The sequence below is a fragment of the Streptomyces sp. CA-179760 genome (assembly GCF_050937045.1).
Taxonomy (GTDB): domain Bacteria; phylum Actinomycetota; class Actinomycetes; order Streptomycetales; family Streptomycetaceae; genus Streptomyces.
Window position 1 is genome coordinate 7,724,806 of record NZ_JBNJLZ010000001.1, and the last position, 20,555, is coordinate 7,745,360.

Genomic DNA, 20,555 nt, shown 5'->3' on the forward strand with positions numbered 1-20,555 from the left:
GTCAGCTGTAGGGCCCCCACTGGCGTGCCGAGGTGTCGTACACGTACCGGGGCAGGCCCTTGATGCCGCTGGTGCGGAACGGCCGGCCGTCGTCGTCGATGCGGACCGTGCCCTCGCGACCCTGCGAGGACCAGTCCAGCTCCAGGTACCAGCGGCAGTCGCACGCCACGGTCCGTGCGGTGATCAGCAGCACCTCGGGGTCCTTGGCCGAGACCTGGTACGGCATGCGCACCGCCGGGATCGGCACGCCGGTGTCGCTCCCGGCGACCGCGTGGGCGATGGGGCGGTCCTTGTCCAGGTTCACGTCGAAGGAGCGCGGGGTGACCGCGCCGCCGCAGCCCCGGTCCATGGCGTAGGCGTTGCCCGGGGCGGGGGCCGTACGCCCCACCACGCGCACGCGCAGCGCGTTCAGCACGACGGCCGTGTCGGTCCGGCCCTGCACCGACAGCTCCACGAGCGTCTCGCTCCCGTGCACCGCGCCCTGTGCCGCCGCCCAGGGCCCGGCGTCCTGCGGGGCCGGGGGCGGGGGCACCTGGTGCGGCGGCTTGGCGATGACGTAGTCGTGAGCGCAGCCGAGCTCCCACGCCTGGGAGTTGACGGACCAGGTGAGGGGCACGGCGGGCTTCTTCCCGCTGTGCGGCGGGGCGGTGCTCGGGTCGGAGGAGGGCGCCGGGGAGGGCTGCTTCTTCTTCGGGGTGGCGGATGCAGAAGGCTGCCTGGTGGTGGGGGAGCCGCTCGGGGTGGGCGAGGTGTTGCTCCGGTCCGGTGCCTTCGCCTCCGTCGTGCCGGACGCGGCGGGTCCGGCCGTACGGGCACGGTCGGCGGCGGGGCGCCGTCCGTCCGGCAGCGCGGACAGACTCCCGAGCGTCGCGAGCAAGGCGCAGGCGGCGGCCAGTCCGACCGCGACGCGTCTGTGGCGGTACCAGGGGCGGCGGGGGAGCGGGGAAGGAACCGAGTCGCCCTTCTCCTCCACCGGAGGTGCCGTCTCCTCCACCGCGCTCGCCGTACGAGGCCGCTTGCGCGCCGCCACCGCGAGGAGCCAGCGGCGGTGCAGCTCCAGGCGTTCCTCCGGGGACGCCCCGCAGAGCGCGGCGAAACGCTCCACGGGGGCGAAGTCGACCGGGACCGCCTCGCCCGCGCAATAGCGGTGCAGGGTCGAGGTGTTCATGGCCAGACGGCGGGCCAGCGAACCGTAACTGCGGTCCGTGCGCTCCTTCAGAGCCCTCAGCAGCGCCGCGAACTCACCGACGTCGTCGACGTCGTCCTGTGCCGACACCGTTCCCCCGTCCTCGTACGGTCTCGTACGGTCAGACCCGGCCCGGGACGGCATCCCAGGCACCCCATGTACCTGCACGTCAGACGGGCTGGGATGGTTCCACCGCGGCCGATCGTCCGCGGGCTGTTGCGCCCGGCCGCTGTGACCGCTGATGCTCTTGGTGTCGCACCGACCAGGCCCGGGCCGACCAGCCGGCCTCACCGCGGCATCCACGTCCACGCACTCATCCACGGGGGAACACCCATGTCCATGCGCATCCGAACGAGCGCTCTCACCGCACTCACCGTCGCCGCCCTCGCGGCGGGCACGGTCCTCACGGCACCGGCCGCCGGCGCCGCGCCGAAGGCAGCCTCGCCCAAGTTCCTGTCGGCGTCCCAGCTGCCGCCGCACCCGACGTCGTCCTGGACCGCCGGGCCGGTCACCGAAGGCTTCCCGGAGGGACTCGGCCTCTGCGTGAGCACAGAGGGCGTGCTCGACTACGACTACCGGCACCGGGAGTTCCGGACCGACCTGGACACCGGCGCCGTGCAGCTGACCGTCGTGACGGGCACAGCCACCCAGGCCAAGGCCCTCGCGAAGCACTACGACGACCTGATCCGCACCTGCGCCGACCGCGTCGAGAAAGCCTCCCCGGACATCCAGGCCGAGGGACGGGACTACGGCAAGCTGGCGGTCGAGGAAGGCGCCCGGGTCCGTGGCCTGCACACCGAGACGTCCTGGGGCGCCACCGACATCTCCCTGCTGTCCGTCGGCCGGGACGGAAAGACCGTCACCGTCGTGGAGTGGGGGCAGATGGGCGACTTCGATGACGCTCCCGTGGCCGCCTTCAAGAAGACGACGACCACCGCCGTCAACAAGCTGTACTGACCGGGCGACCACCGGAGAAGACCAGGGCCGTCCTCCTGCCACGGGGGTGGGGAGGACGGCCCTGGTCCGGTCAGCGGTCCCGGAGAGACCGTCGTACTTCGGCCAACTTCACCGGACCGCCGCGCACGGGGGCCGGCTGCCCGCACTCCTTCGTCGCGTACGCAAGGATCGGCAGCCGGCCCTCGGTACATCGGCCGATCTCCTGCGGTCACGATCCGCACGAGGACATGTACCGGCTACCCTCTTGTCCCCCTCCCCGCCACCGCCGTACCGCTCAGCGGCCCGCAGCCCTGCCCGCCGGTCCCGTCCGATTGGCCGAACACCCGGTCGTTGACGACTCGACATGACTGCCGCGTGTCCGATCGGGCATGGATCCCCGTGAACGTGTTCGAGCAGGAGGGGAACCGACATCGGCGCGCGGGCGGGGGTCATGGAGAGGCAGGCACGAGGAGGCGGTCCCATAACGATCGGGGCCTTCTCGGCGAAGACGACGGACGACAAGACCGACGACGACACGGAGCAGGTGCCCGTGCCTCAGCTGAGGCGCAGACTCGGGCGGGCGGACCTGCGGGCCGTGCCGGAAGCCCGCAGAGCCCTGCGGGAGCTGCTCGGGCAGTGGGGGAGGACCGGGCGATCGGACGTAGCGGAACTGCTCACCAGCGAACTCGTCACCAACGCGATCGTCCACACCGATCGCGACGCGCTCCTGACGGCCACGGTCGGACCGCGTGGACTGCGGGTGGAGGTAAGGGACTTCGTGGCCCGCAGACCCCGGCTGCGCGTACCGATCGCCGACGACGGTACGAACGGCAGGGGCCTGTTCCTCGTGCAGTCCCTCGCGGACGCCTGGGGCGTCAGACCGCACGGAGTGGGCAAGGCCGTCTGGTTCGAGCTGGAGGCCGAGGCGGCGTGAACCGGCAGGGGGCGCGGCCCGCAGGCCGCGCCCCCCTTCCCGGCTCCGTCCGGCTGTACTAGCCGAACTGCTGCTCCAGGTCCTTGAGCTTGCGCTCCAACGAGTCGAGACGCGGCAGTGCCATGGTGTCGTCCTCGGCGGTGAGGTCGACGGTCACCGGGTCAGCTCCTTTGCGAGCGGGCTGCAGGGAGGGACGCGAGCGGACGGGCAGCGGCTCCGGCGCGGATATGGCAGGCTCCGCGGAGACCTGCGAGGAGCCGCGCTCCACCTGCACCTCCAGCTGCCGGCCGCCACCGCGGCCGAAATGGCCGCGGTGACCGCGGCTGATCGCCTTCAGCTGGGCCCGCTCCACACGCTGCTGGTCGCGGCGCCGCTGCCGGGCCTCGTCCTTCTTGCGCTTGTCGTCGCGCACCTCGTCGACCGCCTCGTCGAGGCTGCGCACACCCTCCAGGAGCATCAGTGACCAGGCGCTGTACGTCTCCCGGGGGGCCCGCAGCCAGCGCACGATACGGATCTGCGGCAGCGGGCGCGGCACCAGGCCCTGCTCCCGCAGGGCGGCGCGGCGGGTCTGCTTCAGGGCGCGGTCGAAGAGCACCGCCGCAGAGAGGGACATGCCCGCGAAGAAGTGGGGGGCACCCGCGTGGCCGACGCCCCTGGGGGCGTGCACCCAGTTGAACCAGGCCGCGGCGAAGGCGAACGTCCAGACCAGTATCCGGGAGCCGAGCGCCGCGTCACCATGGCTGGCCTCGCGCACCGCGAGCACGGAGCAGAACATCGCCGCGCCGTCCAGGCCGAACGGGACGAGGTACTGCCAGCCGCCGCTGAGGCCGAGGTTCTGCTCGCCGAAGCCGACCAGGCCGTGGAAGGACAGTGCGGCGGCGACGGCCGCGCAGCAGAAGAGGAGGACGTAGGAGACGGTGCCGTAAAGGGCCTCCTTGCGTCTGCGGCGTTCCTCATTGCGCTCCCAGGAATCATCCGCGCTCGTGTCCTTGACCGAGGAGCGCTTGCCGCGCGCGAGAACCGCTATCGCCGCCAGCATGCCCAGGAGAAGCACGGCGCCCGGAAGCAGCCAGTTCAGCGATATGTCGGTCAGTTTCATCTGGGGGTCCCTTGCATTGGGATAGGGCGTAACGCCCGCCATAGTGGCCCAATCCCAACGGCCCTCAGGGGGTTTCGGAGCAAGAGGCCGCCAAGGAAGTGCAAGGGAATGTTCAGGGCGGCGTTCTGCTCGAACTGCCGCGTGAGGGGCGAGAGTTGAGTTCGAACAAGACTACTCGTACGGGTGGTTCCGCGGAAAGTCGCTGCGAGTGTCCGCGATGATCGTACGGGAGGAGCCGACTATTTCTGAGCCTGTCTCAACTGGCGGTGGCCAGCAGCTTGGTGACCCGGTCGGCGTCGCAGGTGCGCGGGCAGGTGGCGCAGGTGTCCTGCGGGCGCAGCGTGTAGAACATGCAGCAGCTCGCGCGGTCCCGGGTGCGCAGCGGCTCGCCGCCGGGTCCGGTCAGCTCCCGGAACGCCGCCGTGCCCACGTACGGCTTCGTCGCGCCCGGCAGGAGCAGCTCAAGCTCGCGCATCGCGCGCCGCTCCTCGATCTCGCCGAACAGCTGGGCGACGTACCAGAGCCCCTCGGCGATCTCGTCGGTCGCCATGCCCCACAGGGCCCGGCCGCGACGCCGCATCCGGGGTCCGAAACCGGTCAGGACCGGCTCCAGGTGCTCGGCGACCGCCGACCGCACCTCGGCCCGCAGCGCCTCCTCGTCCGGGACGACCCGGGCGCCGGGCAGCGTGGCGGCCTCGTCGCCGGGCAGACAGGCGAAGCCGGCCGGGCGGACGGCCATGCGGCCGATGGGGTGGCCGGCGGCGGTGCGGTCGTACGAGACGTGCGTCACGGGGTAGCGGGGTACGCGGCGGTGCAGGAACCAGGGGACGGTGATCAGGAGGCAGGCGGGCCAGGCGTAGCGGTGCAGGCCGAAGCTGGCGACCACGTCGGGGCGGGCCTGCTGGTCGTAGTCCCGGCGGATCTGGTCCTCGTCCCAGGACAGGAAGGCGTCGAGGGCGGGGCCGGCGGCCGCGAGGTCGGTGGCCGCGGCCCAGCCGCCGCCGTGCGGGGTTTCGTCCTCGGGGTTCAGTTCGGTGACGGCGAGCCCGGGGAGAACCTCGGCCAGGCGGGCGTAGGCGCCGGAGACGGCCGAACGGGGCTCGGGCATGCGATCACCGATCTACTCAGAGGTAAGCCTAACCTAACTCAAGATCGCTGAGATTTGAACTGGCGCTCGGGGCGCTTATGGTCATTGACGGGCAAGTGACAACCCGCCGTAATGACCCCAAGTAGTGATACGTCCGGAGGAGGACCCGTGAAGCAGGGCGCGCAGGGCTCCGCCGGGACGGAGGGGCCCTGGTCGGCTGTGCAGGCCGGGGCGGTGGGTGCCGAGGGGGCGGTGCGCGGGGAGCACACGCATGGTGAGCCGGCCCTCCCGCGGCCGCGGCCCTTGGTTCAGCGGTCCTCCGTGCGTGGGCAGATCGTGGACGCGCTGCGGGCCGCGCTGGTGGCGGGGGATCTGAGGCCCGGTGAGGTGTACTCGGCGCCGGTGCTGGGCGAGCGGTTCGGGGTGTCGGCGACGCCGGTGCGGGAGGCTATGCAGCAGCTGGCCATCGAGGGTGCCGTCGAGGTCGTGCCGAACCGTGGGTTCCGGGTGGTCGAGCGGGGGGCGCGGGAGCTGGCGGAACTGGCCGAGGTCCGCTCTCTGATCGAGGTCCCGGTGATGCTGCGGCTGGCGCGTGCGGTTCCCGCCGAACGCTGGGCCGAACTGCGGCCTCTCGCCGAGGCGACGGTCCGTGCGGCGTCCTCCGGCTGCCGGGCGACCTACGCGGAGTCCGACCGGGTGTTCCACCGGGCGGTGCTGTCCCTCTCGGGGAACGAGCAGTTGGTCCAGATCGCGGAGGATCTGCACCGGCGGGCGCAGTGGCCGTTGGCCGGGGGCGGGCCGAGTGGTCGGGGGCGGGCCGACCTGGTGGCGGACGCGCATGAACACACGGCGTTGCTGGACGCGTTGATCGCCCGGGATCTGGATGTGGTGCGGGTGCTGGTGGGGGAGCACTTCACGGGTGCGGGCTGAGGGCGTGCGCGGCGCCTGCCGGTGGGTGGTGGGTCGGGGCCGCGCCGGGGGGTGTCCGTCCTCGGAACGTCGCGATGGGGTGGGACGCCGACTGACTGTCCGTTGACGCGACAACCGCTGCGGGCGGACACCTCCCGACACGGCCCCTGCTCGCCGTACGCGGGTGCGGGCGCGTCCTGGCTCAGCCCCTGGCAAAGCCGCGAGCGGGGGGAGGCACCCCGCTTCGCCGAGTTGCGGGCCCACCCGGCCTCAGCGACGACGCCGGGTGGCTCGTGACGTGGTCAAGCTGTCGCCGCTCCCGCCGCCGGGGGCAACGGGGCCAACTGCCGTGCCAGCCAGGTCGGTACGCCCCCGAGCAGCCGGAACAGCCGCCGGGCCTCCTCCCGCAGCCGGGACGCCTCCGGCTCGGTCTCCGTGTCGGCCAGGGACACCAGCGCGGGGGCCGTACCGACGAGATACCCCAGCTCCTCCCGGATTCGCAGCGACTCCGCGAAACCGTGCCGCGCTTCCGCCAACTCCCCGTCCCGCAGGGCGAGTCCGGCCAGGTGACGCCACGTGAACGACAACAGCAGCGGATTGGCGTCCGCCGTAGCCCCCGCGTGCGCACGGCGGTACGCCGCCCGAGCCGCCTGCGGGGCACTCGTCAGGTTCTCCGCCAGCAGACCGCGACGGAAGTCCAGCAGGGCCCGCTGCGAAGCCCCCGGAGGGATCAGCGCGGCCGCCCGCCCCAGCGCGGCCCGCGCCTCGTCGGCCCGGTCCCGCACCGCGAGCAGCGTCGAGGCGTAGGCCAAGTAACCGCGTTCACAAGCGGCCGCGCCCCGCTCGTCGTCACTGTGGGCCAGTGCCTCGGCCGTGCGCAGCGCGTCCTCGGCCTCCTCCCAGCCCTGCTCGGTGTACAGACACCGTTCCACCAGCAGCGACGTGCGCTGGAGCGCCGCCGCGGGCGCGTCCGGCAGCAGCAGGGCGGCCGCGTCGGCCCAGCACCCGCGTGAGCGCAGCCGCCATACCGCGGTCTGGAGGGGATCGTCACCAGCGGTCGTTCCGTTACCAGACATGGCGGTATGCGCCACGTTGCCCTCCCCGAGCACGCCATCGAGCTGTTGAGTGGTGGCGGCATCTCAGCACGAATCGCGGCGCCGGGCCAAGAGGGTGGGTGAAGGATTTCACAAAGTCGTGGGACTCCGGGGCGTCCCGTGTTCGGGACGGGACACCCCGTGTCTCAGCTCATGCGCAGGGCAAGGAAGAAATCCAGCTTGTCCTCGAGCCGCGACAGATCACGGCCCGTCAACTGCTCAATCCGTCCGACCCGGTAGCGCAGCGTGTTGACGTGCAGGTGGAGACGGCCGGCGCAACGGGTCCAGGAACCGTCGCAGTCCAGGAACGCCTCCAGGGTGGGGATCAGCTCGGCCCGGTGCCGGCGGTCGTAGTCCCGGAGGGGGTCCAGGAGGCGGGCCGTGAAGGCGCGGCGGACATCGTCGGGGACGAACGGGAGCAGAAGGACGTGCGACGCCAGTTCCTGGTGTCCTGCCGCGCAGACCCGGCCCGGGCGGGCCGCCGCCACCCGGCGGGCGTGGCGGGCCTCCTCCAGGGCGCCCCGCAGCCCCTCCGCCGAGTGCACGGCCGCGCTGACGCCGAGGGTGAGGTGCCCGTCGCCGTCGAGACCCGCCGTGAGGGGGTCGCGTACGGATTCCAGGAGCGCGTCGGCGAGGACGCCGGCCTCGGAGTCGTCGTGCTCCGCCGCGACGGCGGGCAGCGGGACCAGGGCGATGGCCTCGTCGCCGGTGTGGGCGACGGCGATGCGGTCCGAGTGTTCAGGGCCCGCCGAGAGCGGGTCGACGAGGATCTCCTCCAGCAGCGCCTGGGCCACCGGGCCGCCCTCGATCTCGTCCCCGTCCCAGTCGACGCGGGCCACGACCACCTGCCAGTGCGGCGCCGCCCCGAGGCCGGGCAGCAGCACCGGCGCGGCCACCCGCAGGCGGGCGGCGATCTCGGCGGGTGCCGCACCCGTCTGGACCAGTTCCAGCACCTCCTGGGCGAGACGGCGGCGGACCGTGCGGGCCGCGTCGCGGCGGTCCCGCTCGACCGCGATCAGCTGGGTGACGCCGTGCAGCAGGTCCAGGCGCTCCTCGGCCCAGTCCCCGGCGTCCGCCTCTACGGCCAGCAGCCAGTCGGACAGCAGGGTCTCGCGGGCGTCCCGGGCGGTCCCCGGGGAGCGGCCCGTCGAGCGGATCGGGAACAGCGAGTAGGTGGTGCCGCCCAGGAGGACGCGGTGCGGGGCGCGACGGCCCGTGCGGGTGGCGGTCAGGTGTTCCGCGGCCAGGCGTCCGCAGGTCTCGGCGGGCAGTGCGGCGGGGCCCGCGGCCTTCGAGCCCGCGATCAGCCGGCCGGTGGGGGCGAGGACCCAGGCGCGCAGGTCCAGGTCCGAGCCGAGCAGGTCCAGGACGACGTCCGGGCCGCCGCCCGCCGGGCCCGAGGTCATCATCCGGCGGTGCCGGTCGACGACCGCGGCGAGGTCTCCGGCGCGCTCGCCCGAGACCTGCCGTACGACGTGCTCGGTGATCGTCGCGAACGCCACCGACTCGTGCACCGCGAAGAGGGGGAGGCGGTGCCGGGCGCAGGCCGTGACCAGGTCGTCCGGGACGTCCCCGAGCTCGGCCTCGCCCGCGGCGAGGGCCGTCACGCCCTGCTGCACCAGGATCCGGACGAAGGGCTCCGAGTCCTCGGCGTCATGGCGCCAGGCCAGGCCCGTGAGCACCAGTTCACCGCCCGAGAGGTAGCGGCTGGGGTCGCGGAGGTCGGTGGTCATCACACCGCGCACCGTGCGGTCCAGCTCTTCCTCGCCGCCGAGCAGCTTGAGGCCCAGCGCGTCGGTGTCCAGCAGTGCGCGCAGCCGCATTCTCGTCGCCGCCGTTCTTTGTCTCGAAATCAAACCCTGCCCCGGCTGTGTTCCAGGTCACGCGGCTGTGTCGCGCGTTTCCACAGGTGAACGAGGAGGTTTCTGATGGCCTCCGTTCATACGAATCTACAAGATGCCCGTCCTGGCCAGCCAACTCCTTCATGGTTTCCGTGACTGACCCCGTCGGAGTACCCCGCTGTGTACTGAGGCCACTACGCGTGAACAGCACATGAACGAGCCGGGACGCCGCACACGGATTGGCTCAATCTGAACGCCCCACGAGAAAACGGAGAAGAGAGCCGGTCATGGACTTCCTTCGCCCCGCCAGCTGGGAAGAGGCGCTCGCCGCGAAGGCCGAGCACCCCACAGCTGTGCCGATTGCGGGTGGCACCGACGTGATGGTCGAGATCAACTTCGACCACCGCCGGCCCGAGTACCTCATGGACCTGAACCGCGTCGGCGATCTCTTTGAGTGGGAGGTCGGCGAGGAGAGCGTACGGCTGGGTGCCTCCGTGCCGTACACGAAGATCATGGAGAACCTGCGCGCCGAACTGCCTGGCCTCGCCCTCGCCTCGCACACGGTCGCCTCGCCGCAGATCCGCAACCGCGGCGGCGTAGGCGGCAACCTCGGCACCGCCTCCCCGGCCGGCGACGCCCACCCCGCCCTGCTCGCCGCGGGCGCCGAGGTGGAGGTCGAGTCGGTGCGCGGGTCGCGCCGTATCCCGATCGACGAGTTCTACAAGGGGGTGAAGCGCAACGCGCTGGCGGCCGACGAGCTGATCCGGGCCGTGCACGTGAGGAAGGCCGACGGGCCGCAGCAGTTCTCCAAGGTGGGGACCAGGAACGCCATGGTCATCGCCGTGTGCGCCTTCGGGCTCGCGCTGCATCCCGGGACGCGGACCGTGCGGACCGGCATCGGCTCGGCCGCCCCCACGCCCATTCGGGCCAAGGCCGCCGAGGAGTTCCTGAACGCGGCTCTGGAGGAGGGCGGCTTCTGGGACAACGGGAAGATCGTCACCCCGTCGGTCGCCAAGCAGTTCGCGGACCTGTGCTCCGCCGCCTGCAACCCGATCGACGACGTCCGGGGCACCGCGAGCTACCGCCGCCACGCCGTCGGCGTCATGGCCCGCCGCACGCTGACCTGGACCTGGGAGTCCTACCGCGGCGCCCGCCACCACACGGAGGGAGCTGCGTAATGCGCGTCAACTTCACGGTCAACGGCCGTCCGCAGGAAGCCGACGATGTCTGGGAGGGCGAGTCCCTGCTCTACGTGCTGCGGGAGCGCATGGGTCTTCCCGGGTCCAAGAACGCCTGCGAACAGGGCGAGTGCGGCTCGTGCACGGTCCGGCTCGACGGGGTGCCGGTGTGCTCGTGCCTGGTGGCCGCCGGGCAGGCGGAGGGCCGCGAGGTCGTCACCGTCGAAGGGCTCGCCGACTTCGCCAAGCAGCGTGCCGAGCACGGCGGCTGTGCGACCGGAGCCTGCGGTACGTCGCTGCAGAGCGCACAGGTGGGGGTCCCCCGGGCGAAGCCTGGGGGAGGCAGGCCAAGGGAACCGACTCGCAGACCGGCGAGGGCACCGAGCTCTCCCCGATCCAGCAGGCGTTCATCGACGCCGGCGCCGTCCAGTGCGGCTTCTGCACGCCCGGTCTGCTGGTCGCAGCCGACGAGATGCTGGAGCGCAAGCCCAGCCCGAGCGACGCGGACATCCGCGAGGCGCTGTCGGGCAACCTGTGCCGCTGCACCGGCTACGAGAAGATCATGGACGCGGTCCGCCTGGCGGCCGCCCGGCAGGGAGAGGCGGTCTGAGCATGCCTGCGAATGGCGCTCCTACGAAGATCACGCAGGGCTCCCGGACCAAGGGGGGCATCGGCGAGTCCACGCTCCGCCCGGACGGCACCCTCAAGGTCACCGGCGAGTTCGCGTACTCGTCCGACATGTGGCACGAGGACATGCTGTGGGGGCAGATCCTGCGGTCGACCGTCGCGCACGCCGAGATCGTGTCCATCGACACCGGCGAGGCACTGGCCCTGCCCGGCGTCTACGCCGTGCTGACGTACGACGACCTGCCCACCGAGGTGAAGAACTACGGGCTGGAGATCCAGGACACCCCGGTCCTCGCCCACGGCAAGGTCCGCCATCACGGAGAGCCGGTCGCGATCGTCGCCGCCGATCATCCGGAGACGGCCCGCCGCGCCGCCGCGAAGATCAAGGTCGACTACCGCGAACTGCCCGTCATCACCGACGAGGCCTCCGCGACCGCACCGGACGCGATCCTCGTCCACGAGGGCCGCGACGACCACCACGCCGGGCACGTCCCGCACCCGAACATCGTCCACCGCCAGCCGATCATCCGCGGTGACGTCGATGCCGCCCGCGAGCGGGCCGATGTCGTCGTCGAGGGCGAGTACACCTTCGGCATGCAGGACCAGGCCTTCCTCGGCCCCGAGTCAGGCCTCGCCGTCCCCGAGGAGGACGGCGGCGTCCACCTCTACATCGCCACGCAGTGGCTGCACAGCGACCTGCGCCAGATCGCGCCCGTGCTCGGCCTGCCCGAGGACAAGGTGCGGATGACGCTGTCCGGCGTCGGCGGCGCGTTCGGCGGGCGTGAGGACCTGTCGATGCAGATCCACGCCTGTCTGCTGGCGCTGCGGACGGGCAAGCCCGTCAAGATCGTCTACAACCGGTTCGAGTCCTTCTTCGGGCATGTCCACCGCCACCCGGCGAAGCTGTACTACGAGCACGGGGCCACGCGCGACGGCAAGCTCACCCACATGAAGTGCCGGATCGTCCTGGACGGCGGCGCCTACGCCTCCGCCTCCCCGGCGGTCGTCGGCAACGCCTCCTCGCTGTCCGTCGGCCCGTACGTGATCGAGGACGTGGACATCGAGGCCGTCGCCCTCTACACCAACAACCCGCCCTGCGGCGCCATGCGCGGCTTCGGCGCGGTCCAGGCGTGCTTCGCCTACGAGGCGCAGATGGACAAGCTGGCGCAGCAGCTGGGCATGGACCCGGTGGAGTTCCGGCAGCTCAACGCCATGGAGCAGGGCACGCTGCTGCCGACGGGCCAGCCCGTCGACTCCCCGGCCCCGGTCGCCGAGCTCCTGCGCCGCGTCAAGGCGATGCCGATGCCGCCGGAGCGCCAGTGGGAGTCCAGCGAGGGCGCCGACGTACGGCAGCTGCCGGGCGGTCTGTCCAACACCACGCACGGGGAAGGCGTCGTACGCGGGGTCGGCTACGCGGTCGGCATCAAGAACGTCGGTTTCTCCGAGGGGTTCGACGACTACTCGACCGCGAAGGTGCGGATGGAGGCCGTGGCCGGCGAGCCCGTCGTCACCGTCCACACGGCCATGGCCGAGGTCGGCCAGGGCGGCGTCACCGTCCACGCGCAGATCGCCCGGACCGAGCTGGGTGTCACGCAGGTGACCATCAACCCGGCCGACACCCGGGTGGGCAGCGCCGGTTCGACCTCCGCCTCCCGGCAGACGTATGTCACCGGCGGCGCCGTGAAGAACGCGTGCGAGATCGTCCGCGAGAAGGTCCTGGAGATCGGGCGCCGCAAGTTCGGCTCCTACCACCCGGCCTGGGCCACGGCCGAGCTGCTGCTGGAGGGCGGCAAGGTCGTCACGGACGGCGGTGAGGTCCTCGCCGGCCTGGCCGACGTCCTGGAGGGCGAGACCGTCGAGGTCGAGGAGGAGTGGCGGCACCGGCCGACCGAGCCCTTCGACCTGCGCACCGGCCAGGGCAACGGCCATGTCCAGTACTCCTTCGCCGCGCACCGCGCGGTCGTCGAGGTCGACACCGAGCTCGGGCTGGTGAAGGTCATCGAGCTGGGCTGCGCCCAGGACGTCGGCAAGGCGCTCAACCCGCTGTCCGTGCTCGGCCAGATCCAGGGCGGCACGACACAGGGCCTGGGCGTGGCGGTCATGGAGGAGATCGTCGTCGACCCGAAGACGGCGAAGGTGAAGAACCCGTCCTTCACCGACTACCTGATCCCGACCATCCTCGACACGCCGACCATCCCGGTCGACGTCCTCGAACTCGCCGACGAGCACGCCCCGTACGGGCTGCGCGGCATCGGCGAAGCACCCACCCTGTCGTCGACGCCGGCGGTCCTCGCGGCCATCCGGAACGCGACCGGGCTCGAGCTGAACCGGACTCCGGTGAGGCCCGAGCACCTGACGGGCACCCAGCTCTCCGAGGGCTGAGCAGTCACGTCCCCCTGGGGCTTCGTCCCCCAGGGCCCCTTGTTCGTCTCGGGCCGTCCCCCGGGTCGTGAACATCCCAACCCCCTTTGAAACTTGGGAGACGGCACCCATGACCCAGCAATCACTGGAGCCGAGGGCCACAGCCGAAGACGCGGGTGAAGGCACCCGCGTCCCGGCCGGACGGTCCTGGCTCGACCGGTACTTCCACATATCCCACAGAGGGTCCACGGTCGCCCGTGAAGTGCGCGGCGGCATCACGACCTTCATGGCGATGGCGTACATCCTCCTGCTCAACCCCCTGATCCTGTCCGGCAAGGACGCGGCGGGGGACACCCTCGCGCAGAAGGGGCTCATCACCGCGACCGCGTTCGCGGCGGCCCTCACCACGCTGCTGATGGGCTTCGTCGGCAAGGTGCCGCTCGCCCTCGCCGCGGGCCTGTCCGTCTCCGGGGTCCTCGCCTCCCAGGTCGCGCCCGAGATGACCTGGCCGCAGGCGATGGGCATGTGCGTGATGTACGGCGTGATCATCATGCTGCTGGTCGTCACCGGCCTGCGCGAGATGATCATGAACGCGATCCCGCTCGCGCTCAAGCACGGCATCACCATGGGCATCGGCCTGTTCATCGCCCTCATCGGCTTCTACAAGTCCGGTTTCGTGCACCAGGGCAAGGCGACCCCCGTCACGCTCGGCCCGGCGGGCGAACTGGCCGGCTGGCCGGTGCTGCTCTTCGCCGGCACCCTGCTGCTGATCTTCATGCTCCAGGCCCGGAACATCCCGGGCGCCATCCTCATCGGCATCCTCGGCGGCACGATCGTCGCCGCGATCCTGAACGCGGCCGGAGTCGTCGACCCCAAGCAGTGGGCGGCCGGGGCACCCGAACTGCACGGCAGCGCGGTGTCCATGCCCGACTTCTCGCTCTTCGGGGACGTGGAGTTCGGCGGCTGGGGCGAGGTCGGCGCGATGACCGTCGGCATGATCGTCTTCACACTGGTGCTGGCCGGGTTCTTCGACGCGATGGCGACGATCATCGGCGTCGGCACCGAGGCGAAACTCGCCGACGACAAGGGCCGGATGCCGGGCCTGTCCAAGGCGCTGTTCATCGACGGGGCCGGCGGCGCGATCGGAGGCGTGGCCGGCGGCTCGGGCCAGACGGTGTTCATCGAGTCGGCGACGGGTGTCGGCGAGGGCGCGCGCACGGGCCTCGCCTCGGTCGTCACCGGCACGTTCTTCGCCGCCTGTCTGTTCTTCACGCCGCTCACGGCGATCGTGCCGCAGGAGGTCGCGTCCGCCGCCCTCGTCGTCATCGGCGCGATGATGCTGATGAACGCCCGGCACGTGGACTGGGCCGACCGGGCCACCGCCATCCCGGTGTTCCTGACGGTCGTCCTGATGCCGTTCACGTACACCATCACCACCGGTGTCGCCGCGGGCGTCATCTCCTATGCCGCCATCAAGACCGCCCAGGGCAAGGTGCGCGAGATCGGCGCCTTCATGTGGATCCTGACGGCGGTGTTCCTCGTGTACTTCGCCCTCAACCCGATCGAGAGCTGGCTGGGCGTCCACTGACGCCGTCGCACCAGCCCTTTTCGTCGCAGCCCCAAGGAGACCGAGACAGATGCTGGACATCGCCGAGGAACTGAACCGGTGGGTCGGGCAGGGCCGTGACTTCGCCGTGGCCACCGTGGTGGCCGTCGGCGGCAGCGCGCCCCGGCAGCCCGGCGCCGCGCTCGCGGTGGACGCCGAGGGCACGGCGATCGGCTCGGTCTCCGGCGGCTGCGTGGAGGGCGCGGTCTACGAGCTGTGCGGGCAGGCGCTGCGGGACGGCGAGACCGTCCTGGAGCGCTTCGGCTACAGCGACGACGACGCCTTCGCCGTGGGTCTGACCTGTGGTGGCGTCATCGACATCCTGGTCACCCCGGTACGGGCCGCCGATCCGGTCCGGCCGGTGGTCGCGGCCGCGCTCACCGCCGTCGCTCAAGGGGACGCGGCGGCGGTGGCGCGGATCGTGTCGGGCCCGTCCGAATTGATGGGCCGGGCCCTGCTGGTCCGCCCCGACGGGTCCCGCGACGGCGGCTTCGGCGCCCACCCGGAACTGGACCGCACGGTCGCCGCCGAGGCGGGCGCCTTCCTGGACGCCGGCCGCACCGGCACCCTGGAGATCGGAGAGCGGGGCTCACGCTGCGGAGCACCGCTCACGGTCCTGGTCGAGTCCTCGGTCCCGGCGCCCCGCATGATCGTCTTCGGTGCGATCGACTTCGCGTCGGCGCTGGTCCGCATGGGCAAGTTCCTCGGCTACCACGTCACGGTGTGCGACGCGCGGCCCGTCTTCGCGACCCGGACGCGTTTCCCGGAGGCCGACGAGATCGTCGTCGACTGGCCCCACCGCTACCTGGAGCGCACGGACGTCGACGCCCGTACGGTCCTGTGCGTGCTGACCCACGACGCCAAGTTCGACGTGCCCCTGCTGCGACTGGCGTTGCGCCTGCCGGTGGCGTACGTCGGCGCCATGGGCTCCCGGCGCACCCACCTGGACCGCAACGCCCGCCTGCGGGAAGTCGGCGTCACCGATCTGGAGTTGAGCCGCCTGCACTCGCCGATCGGCCTGGATCTCGGAGCCCGTACGCCCGAGGAGACGGCCCTGTCGATCGCCTCGGAGATCGTGGCCGGGCGGCGGGGAGGCAGCGGGGTGTCGCTGACCGGGGCCCATACGCCGATCCACCACGAGCCGCGGCCGGGGGCGGTGGGGCGGATCGGGTCGGTGGCCTGAGGTCCCCGGGAAGCAGCCTGCCGCGGCCTCCGAAGGTTCCGTACAGAAGCATTCCGTGCCCGTCAGGCCTGTCTCAGCAGGCGGTTCAGCGCACGGCCGAACACATACCGTGCCGAGCGCCGCACCACGCCGTCGAAGAGCGACGGCAGCAGCCGGATCCGGATCTCCTCCCGCCACACCACGCGGGTGCGGCCGCCGGGCCCCGGCCGTACTTCCAGCTCCGCCCAGCCCAGCACCACCCGGCCCCGCTTCTCCAGACGGCACATCCCCGGGGCCCCGTCCTCCGGCGGCTCCCACACCGTGACCTCCATCGGGTCGTCGAAGGACAGCGGTCCGACGCCCGTGCGGGCCACGACAAGAGTGCCGACGCGGGTCGGTCCGGCCGGGACCGGCCCGACCCGCGTCAGAGGCACCCCCTCACCGTGCCGCCGCCACTGCGTGATCCGCCGCCACGCCTCGTGGAGGGGGAGCGGGACCGTCCGTTCGAGCAGGATGTTCGCCACATCCCGATCGTAGGGAACCCACGCCACCCGGCGGCCCGCTCGGGGACGGCTCACCCACTCGGCCCAGAGCCGTCCGAGGGTCTGTGCCGCCCTACCGGTACACCTTCCCGGGCTCCGCCTTCCCCGGTGCCAGCAGCTGAGGCACCGTCACGAACACGTACCCGCGTTCTTTGAGCGCGTCGATGATGCCCGGGACGGCCGGCACGGTGCCGTCGTAGATGTCGTGCAGCAGGATGATCCCGTCCCGGGACGCCTGGGCGAGGACGCGGCGGGTGATCAGGTCCGAGTCGGTGGTCTTGTAGTCCTTGGCTGTCACGCTCCACAGCACCTCGGCGAGGCCCAGCTCACGGCAGATCTCGTGCACGGTGTCGTCGGTGCGGCCCTGGGGAGGGCGCATCAGGGTCGGGCGCCGTCCGGTGAGGCGTTCTATCTCCTGGTTGGGGCGTTCCAGCTCCTCGCGTATCTCCTCGGGTCTCAGCCGGGTCAGGATCTTGTGGTCCCAGGTGTGGCTGGCCACCTCATGGCCCTCGTCGGCCATGCGCCGCACCAGCTCCGGGTACTTCTCGATGTGCCGCTCCCCGAGGAGGAAGAAGGTCGCCGGGACCTGTCTCTCCTTCAGGAGGTCCAGCAGACGCGCGGAGTGCTCGCTCGGCCCCGCGTCGAAGGTGAGCGCGATGCACTTCGCCTCACGGCAGTCGACGGCGCCGTAGCGGGCCGCCTGGATGTCCGTCGCGGCCTGGGCGCGGACGGCGCTGGGGGCTGTGGTGTCGGGTCCGGTGCAGCCGCTGAGGGCCAGTGTCAGGGCGGCTGTCGCCGCGAGCGTTCCGGCCGTTCGGAACGCGATCCCCGTTTTCTTCATCTTCTTGGTCAGAGAAGGCATGCCGGGACTATACATAGCGTGTATACGCGCGACGTATAGTCCCTGTGGCGTTTGAGACGGCCGCACCGCGGCACTCGCCAGCACCTAAGGCGGGCGATCGTCGCAGGGAGGACCGCCGCATGACCTCGTACGCCGTCGTGATCCCGACCGTCGTCCGGGACAGCCTCGCCGACTGTCTCGCGGCGCTCGCCGCCGCGACCGGACCGCGCCCCGGTGAGATCGTCCTCGTCGACGACCGGACCGACCCGGGCCCCGGGCAGCTGGAGCATCCGCTGAGCGTCCTCGGCGATCTGCGGGGGCGCACCACAGTGCTGGGCGGCGGCGGTCGTGGGCCCGCCGCCGCCCGCAACACCGGGCTGCGCGCCGTGACGGCGCAGTGGACCGTGTTCCTCGACGACGACGTCCAGGTCGGGCCCCACTGGTGCGATCAGCTGGCCGAGGACCTCGCCGGGGCGTCGCCCGACATCGCGGGCGTGCAGGGCGTCATCGCCGTCCCGCTGCCCGGCGAACGCCGCCCCACCGACTGGGAACGCGGCACGGCGGGACTCGCCCGCGCCCACTGGATCACCTCGGACATGGCGTACCGCACGGAGGCCCTCAAACAGGTCGGCGGCTTCGACGAACGCTTCGAGCGTGCCTTCCGTGAGGACGCCGACCTCGCGCTGCGCGTGCTCGACTCGGGCTGGCGCATCCGGCAGGGCCGCCGCACCACGCGGCACCCCGTGCACCCCGCCTCCCGCTGGGAGTCGGTGCGCCAGCAGCGCGGCAACGCCGACGACGCCCTCATGCGGCAACTGCACGGGCCCGACTGGTGGGACAAGGCCGTCGCGCCGCGCGGCCGGATCCGCACCCACGCGGCGATCACGACCGCGGGTGTCGCCGCGTGCGCACTCGCCGCCGCCGGGCACGGACGGGCCGCGACGGCCTGTGCGCTCGGCTGGGCGGCCGGCACGGCGGAGTTCGCCCGGGCCCGTATCGCGCGCGGCCCGCGCACCCGCCACGAAGTGACGACCATGGTGGCGACCAGCGTGCTCATCCCGCCGGCCGCGACCTGGCACCGGCTGACCGGCGCCTGGCGCCACCGCCACGCCGCCGCCTGGCGGGACGAGGTGACCTCGTGAGGCGTCCGGTGAAGGCCGTGTTGCTGGTTCGCGAAGGCACGCTCGTCGAGGACGTCCCCGACGACGCCGGTCCCGACCGGGTGCGCCCCGTCGAAGGAGCCCGCGAGGCGCTCGCCCTGCTGCGCCGGCGCGGCATCCGCACCGGCGTCGTCACCCACCAGCCCGGCGTCGCGCGCGGGCTGCTCACCGACGCCGACGTACGCCGCGTCGATCAGCGCGTCGACGAACTCCTCGGCCCCTTCGATGTGTTCGCCGTCTGCCCGCACGGCCCGGACGACGGCTGCCACTGCCGTATGCCCCGGCCCGGCATGGTGCTGTGGGCCGCCGGGCGGATCTGCACCCGGCCCGCCGACCTCGTCGTCATCGGGGACACCGGCGCCGACGCGGAGGCCGCACACCGGGCGGGCTGCCACGGCATCCTCGTCCCGACCGGACGGACCCGTCCCGAGGAGACCACGCGCGCCGACCACGTCGCCCCGGACCTCCTGACCGCCGCCCGCGCGCTCCTGGACGGACCGCCCCAGGGCCGCGTCCTCGCCGACGAACGCCCCATCCGGGAGGCCTTCACGGCCGATCCCGGTTAGGGCCGATCCCGGTCAGAGCGTCCCGGCGGGACGGGCGCTCAGGTCCCGCACCACCGGCACATCAGCCGGAACGTCGCGTACAGCGTCAGCGGGCATATCGCGGCGAACGCCCAGATCACCCCCGGCTCGGAGGTGACGATCCCGGCCACCAGCAGGCCGGCCGAGACCGCGAACAGGACCACCACGGTCCAGACGCGAGGACGGTAGGCGGCCAGACGGGCCAGGACACGGGCGGGATCGGGGCGACGGCGCACCCGCAGGGTGCGCAGCCGGCGGTCGAGGCGGCGGTCGCGGCGCAGGGCGCGTTCCATCTCGTCGAGGATGCGCTGCTCGTGATCGGGAAGTCGGCCGATGGACACGCTTTCTCCTTCCGGTCGGCCGGACCGTCTCTCCTCCCGGGGGACGTGCGGCGGGGGAAGCGGGGAAAACAGCGGGGAACGTAGATGCGGATGCCCCGTGAGGTCAGGGAGCTAACCGGCGACCGGCCGTGCCAGCGCCTCGACGAGCCGGTCCGCGCTGTCCGGCACGGCGCCCTCGCGGAAACCGTCGCGGATCTGCCGTGCGGTCACCCGGCCGCCGGTCAGGCACCAGTCCCACCAGCGGTCCAACTGCCGCACGTCCAGTCGCTCGGCGGCCACCAGCGCGGGCCAGCCGCAGGCGCGGGCCTGCGCGGTCAGCTTGGAGCCGCCCGCGACCGGGTCGACGGCCAGCACCGGCGTGCCGACCCGCAGCGCGATGACCAGCCCGTGCAGCCGGTCGGTGACGACGAGGTCCATCCGGGCCAGCACGGACTGGAGCTGCGCCGGCGTCGCACTCAGATGCCAGTCGTGCGCGTCGAGCCGCGTCTCCAGTTCCAGCCTGCCGCAGTCCTTCCCGGCCAGCCACCGCGTCACCTCCTCGGCCACCTGCCCGTGCCGCCGCAGCCGCCCGTACTCGTGCTGCCCGTGCGCGAGGATCACCCCGACGACGGGCCGGGCGGGCACGTCCGGGGCGCGGGCCGCCAGATCCTCCACCGGCTCGCGGTCGGGAGCGTCCCGCGGCAGCACCCGGTGGAAGCCGGTCACGGCCGTGCTGCCGGGGTCGATCACCGAGGTGCCCACAGCGATCCGCACACAGTGCGCGAATCGCCGGTGCAGCTCCTCGACCTGCGGCCCGTGCAAGGGGCCGCACACGAACACCAGGTGGGTGTAGTCCTCGGGCCACAGCTGCTCCAGATGCAGGGCCTCCGGACGGAAGCCCGGACTCCAGGCGACGTCGTAGGGGATGCCCGTCCCCCGCAGCACGTCCTCCACCCGGCGCAGGGCCAGGACGTCCCCGGCGGTCGCCTCCCGGTCCCGGAAGCTGAACCACCCCGTCAGCAGAACTCTGCGCGGTCGCTTGCCGTCTTGTGTGTGCACATGCCCTGAGTGCCCCGCCCACCACGAAG

Annotated in this window: 18 protein-coding genes and 1 pseudogene; 10 read left to right on the plus strand and 9 right to left on the minus strand. The window is 72.2% G+C overall.

Annotated features, from left to right (window positions below; all coding sequences use genetic code 11):
• Window position 1: 1 nt before the first annotated feature.
• Complete coding sequence (locus ACQEV8_RS35090) at window positions 2-1,276, minus strand: helix-turn-helix domain-containing protein (RefSeq protein ID WP_432968549.1); 1,275 nt, start codon at window positions 1,274-1,276, stop codon at window positions 2-4.
• A 243-nt stretch (window positions 1,277-1,519) separates the two neighbouring features.
• On the opposite strand from ACQEV8_RS35090, the gene ACQEV8_RS35095 reads away from it, so the two are divergent.
• Both ACQEV8_RS35095 and ACQEV8_RS35100 read left to right on the plus strand, forming a co-directional pair.
• Window positions 1,520-2,143 (plus strand): hypothetical protein, encoded by a 624-nt coding sequence (locus ACQEV8_RS35095; protein WP_432968552.1) that lies wholly within the window; start codon window positions 1,520-1,522, stop codon window positions 2,141-2,143.
• A gap of 430 nt (window positions 2,144-2,573) precedes the next feature.
• Window positions 2,574-3,056 carry an ATP-binding protein gene (locus tag ACQEV8_RS35100; protein WP_432968555.1) on the plus strand — a complete coding sequence of 161 codons (483 nt, stop codon included), beginning with the start codon at window positions 2,574-2,576 and terminating at the stop codon, window positions 3,054-3,056.
• Window positions 3,057-3,114: 58 nt separating this feature from the next.
• Here the strand turns inward: ACQEV8_RS35100 and ACQEV8_RS35105 are convergent, their stop codons facing one another.
• Together ACQEV8_RS35105 and ACQEV8_RS35110 are read right to left on the minus strand one after the other, a co-directional pair.
• Window positions 3,115-4,155 carry a DUF2637 domain-containing protein gene (locus tag ACQEV8_RS35105; RefSeq protein WP_432968558.1) on the minus strand — a complete coding sequence of 347 codons (1,041 nt, stop codon included), beginning with the start codon at window positions 4,153-4,155 and terminating at the stop codon, window positions 3,115-3,117.
• Window positions 4,156-4,411: 256 nt separating this feature from the next.
• Window positions 4,412-5,263 carry a (2Fe-2S)-binding protein gene (locus ACQEV8_RS35110; RefSeq protein ID WP_432968561.1) on the minus strand — a complete coding sequence of 284 codons (852 nt, stop codon included), beginning with the start codon at window positions 5,261-5,263 and terminating at the stop codon, window positions 4,412-4,414.
• A 147-nt stretch (window positions 5,264-5,410) separates the two neighbouring features.
• Between ACQEV8_RS35110 and ACQEV8_RS35115 the strand changes: the two genes are divergently transcribed.
• Window positions 5,411-6,172, plus strand: coding sequence for a GntR family transcriptional regulator (locus ACQEV8_RS35115; RefSeq protein WP_432968564.1), 762 nt, complete (start codon window positions 5,411-5,413; stop codon window positions 6,170-6,172).
• A gap of 281 nt (window positions 6,173-6,453) precedes the next feature.
• Here the strand turns inward: ACQEV8_RS35115 and ACQEV8_RS35120 are convergent, their stop codons facing one another.
• A complete protein-coding gene (locus ACQEV8_RS35120) occupies window positions 6,454-7,227 on the minus strand; it encodes a hypothetical protein (protein ID WP_432968567.1) in 774 nt (257 codons plus the stop codon).
• Between the two features lie 164 nt (window positions 7,228-7,391).
• Window positions 7,392-9,068: a PucR family transcriptional regulator gene (locus ACQEV8_RS35125; protein ID WP_432968572.1), complete on the minus strand. Its 1,677-nt coding sequence runs from the start codon at window positions 9,066-9,068 to the stop codon at window positions 7,392-7,394.
• A 305-nt stretch (window positions 9,069-9,373) separates the two neighbouring features.
• Between ACQEV8_RS35125 and ACQEV8_RS35130 the strand changes: the two genes are divergently transcribed.
• The 5 genes and pseudogenes from ACQEV8_RS35130 (at window position 9,374) to ACQEV8_RS35150 (ending at window position 16,041) form a co-directional block, all read left to right on the plus strand.
• A complete protein-coding gene (locus ACQEV8_RS35130; RefSeq protein WP_432968575.1) occupies window positions 9,374-10,264 on the plus strand; it encodes an FAD binding domain-containing protein in 891 nt (296 codons plus the stop codon).
• Window positions 10,264-10,874: pseudogene (locus ACQEV8_RS35135) on the plus strand ((2Fe-2S)-binding protein). Before ACQEV8_RS35130 ends, ACQEV8_RS35135 begins: the two are co-directional and overlap by 1 nt.
• Before the next feature lie 2 nt (window positions 10,875-10,876).
• Window positions 10,877-13,273, plus strand: coding sequence for a xanthine dehydrogenase subunit D (gene pucD, locus ACQEV8_RS35140; protein WP_432968578.1), 2,397 nt, complete (start codon window positions 10,877-10,879; stop codon window positions 13,271-13,273).
• Between the two features lie 109 nt (window positions 13,274-13,382).
• On the plus strand, window positions 13,383-14,840 hold the full coding sequence (locus tag ACQEV8_RS35145; protein WP_432968581.1) for an NCS2 family permease: 1,458 nt from the start codon (window positions 13,383-13,385) through the stop codon (window positions 14,838-14,840).
• Between the two features lie 49 nt (window positions 14,841-14,889).
• Window positions 14,890-16,041 (plus strand): XdhC family protein, encoded by a 1,152-nt coding sequence (locus ACQEV8_RS35150; protein WP_432968584.1) that lies wholly within the window; start codon window positions 14,890-14,892, stop codon window positions 16,039-16,041.
• A 62-nt stretch (window positions 16,042-16,103) separates the two neighbouring features.
• Here ACQEV8_RS35150 and ACQEV8_RS35155 read toward each other — a convergent pair whose 3' ends face one another.
• Together ACQEV8_RS35155 and ACQEV8_RS35160 are read right to left on the minus strand one after the other, a co-directional pair.
• Complete coding sequence (locus ACQEV8_RS35155; RefSeq protein ID WP_432968587.1) at window positions 16,104-16,544, minus strand: SRPBCC family protein; 441 nt, start codon at window positions 16,542-16,544, stop codon at window positions 16,104-16,106.
• Window positions 16,545-16,635: 91 nt separating this feature from the next.
• Window positions 16,636-17,424, minus strand: coding sequence for a polysaccharide deacetylase family protein (locus ACQEV8_RS35160; RefSeq protein WP_432968590.1), 789 nt, complete (start codon window positions 17,422-17,424; stop codon window positions 16,636-16,638).
• 119 nt (window positions 17,425-17,543) lie between these two features.
• On the opposite strand from ACQEV8_RS35160, the gene ACQEV8_RS35165 reads away from it, so the two are divergent.
• Together ACQEV8_RS35165 and ACQEV8_RS35170 are read left to right on the plus strand one after the other, a co-directional pair.
• Window positions 17,544-18,545 (plus strand): glycosyltransferase family 2 protein, encoded by a 1,002-nt coding sequence (locus tag ACQEV8_RS35165; protein WP_432968592.1) that lies wholly within the window; start codon window positions 17,544-17,546, stop codon window positions 18,543-18,545.
• Entirely contained in the window at window positions 18,542-19,129 is a 588-nt protein-coding gene (locus ACQEV8_RS35170; RefSeq protein ID WP_432968595.1) for a D-glycero-alpha-D-manno-heptose-1,7-bisphosphate 7-phosphatase, read from the plus strand. The genes ACQEV8_RS35165 and ACQEV8_RS35170 overlap by 4 nt, the downstream gene beginning before the upstream one ends.
• A 38-nt stretch (window positions 19,130-19,167) precedes the next feature.
• Here the strand turns inward: ACQEV8_RS35170 and ACQEV8_RS35175 are convergent, their stop codons facing one another.
• Together ACQEV8_RS35175 and ACQEV8_RS35180 are read right to left on the minus strand one after the other, a co-directional pair.
• Window positions 19,168-19,488 (minus strand): DUF3040 domain-containing protein, encoded by a 321-nt coding sequence (locus ACQEV8_RS35175; RefSeq protein ID WP_432968598.1) that lies wholly within the window; start codon window positions 19,486-19,488, stop codon window positions 19,168-19,170.
• A 111-nt stretch (window positions 19,489-19,599) separates the two neighbouring features.
• Window positions 19,600-20,526 carry a polysaccharide pyruvyl transferase family protein gene (locus ACQEV8_RS35180; protein WP_432968601.1) on the minus strand — a complete coding sequence of 309 codons (927 nt, stop codon included), beginning with the start codon at window positions 20,524-20,526 and terminating at the stop codon, window positions 19,600-19,602.
• Window positions 20,527-20,555: the final 29 nt, after the last annotated feature.

What these genes read in the sequence shown, in the direction of transcription:
- ACQEV8_RS35095 (WP_432968552.1), top strand. Translation starts at nt 1,520, where the DNA reads ATGTCCATGCGCATCCGAACGAGCGCTCTCACCGCACTCACCGTCGCC.
- ACQEV8_RS35100 (WP_432968555.1), top strand. Translation starts at nt 2,574, where the DNA reads ATGGAGAGGCAGGCACGAGGAGGCGGTCCCATAACGATCGGGGCCTTC.
- ACQEV8_RS35105 (WP_432968558.1), bottom strand. Translation starts at nt 4,155, where the DNA reads ATGAAACTGACCGACATATCGCTGAACTGGCTGCTTCCGGGCGCCGTG.
- ACQEV8_RS35110 (WP_432968561.1), bottom strand. Translation starts at nt 5,263, where the DNA reads ATGCCCGAGCCCCGTTCGGCCGTCTCCGGCGCCTACGCCCGCCTGGCC.
- ACQEV8_RS35120 (WP_432968567.1), bottom strand. Translation starts at nt 7,227, where the DNA reads ATGTCTGGTAACGGAACGACCGCTGGTGACGATCCCCTCCAGACCGCG.
- ACQEV8_RS35125 (WP_432968572.1), bottom strand. Translation starts at nt 9,068, where the DNA reads ATGCGGCTGCGCGCACTGCTGGACACCGACGCGCTGGGCCTCAAGCTG.
- ACQEV8_RS35130 (WP_432968575.1), top strand. Translation starts at nt 9,374, where the DNA reads ATGGACTTCCTTCGCCCCGCCAGCTGGGAAGAGGCGCTCGCCGCGAAG.
- pucD (WP_432968578.1), top strand. Translation starts at nt 10,877, where the DNA reads ATGCCTGCGAATGGCGCTCCTACGAAGATCACGCAGGGCTCCCGGACC.
- ACQEV8_RS35145 (WP_432968581.1), top strand. Translation starts at nt 13,383, where the DNA reads ATGACCCAGCAATCACTGGAGCCGAGGGCCACAGCCGAAGACGCGGGT.
- ACQEV8_RS35150 (WP_432968584.1), top strand. Translation starts at nt 14,890, where the DNA reads ATGCTGGACATCGCCGAGGAACTGAACCGGTGGGTCGGGCAGGGCCGT.
- ACQEV8_RS35160 (WP_432968590.1), bottom strand. Translation starts at nt 17,424, where the DNA reads ATGCCTTCTCTGACCAAGAAGATGAAGAAAACGGGGATCGCGTTCCGA.
- ACQEV8_RS35165 (WP_432968592.1), top strand. Translation starts at nt 17,544, where the DNA reads ATGACCTCGTACGCCGTCGTGATCCCGACCGTCGTCCGGGACAGCCTC.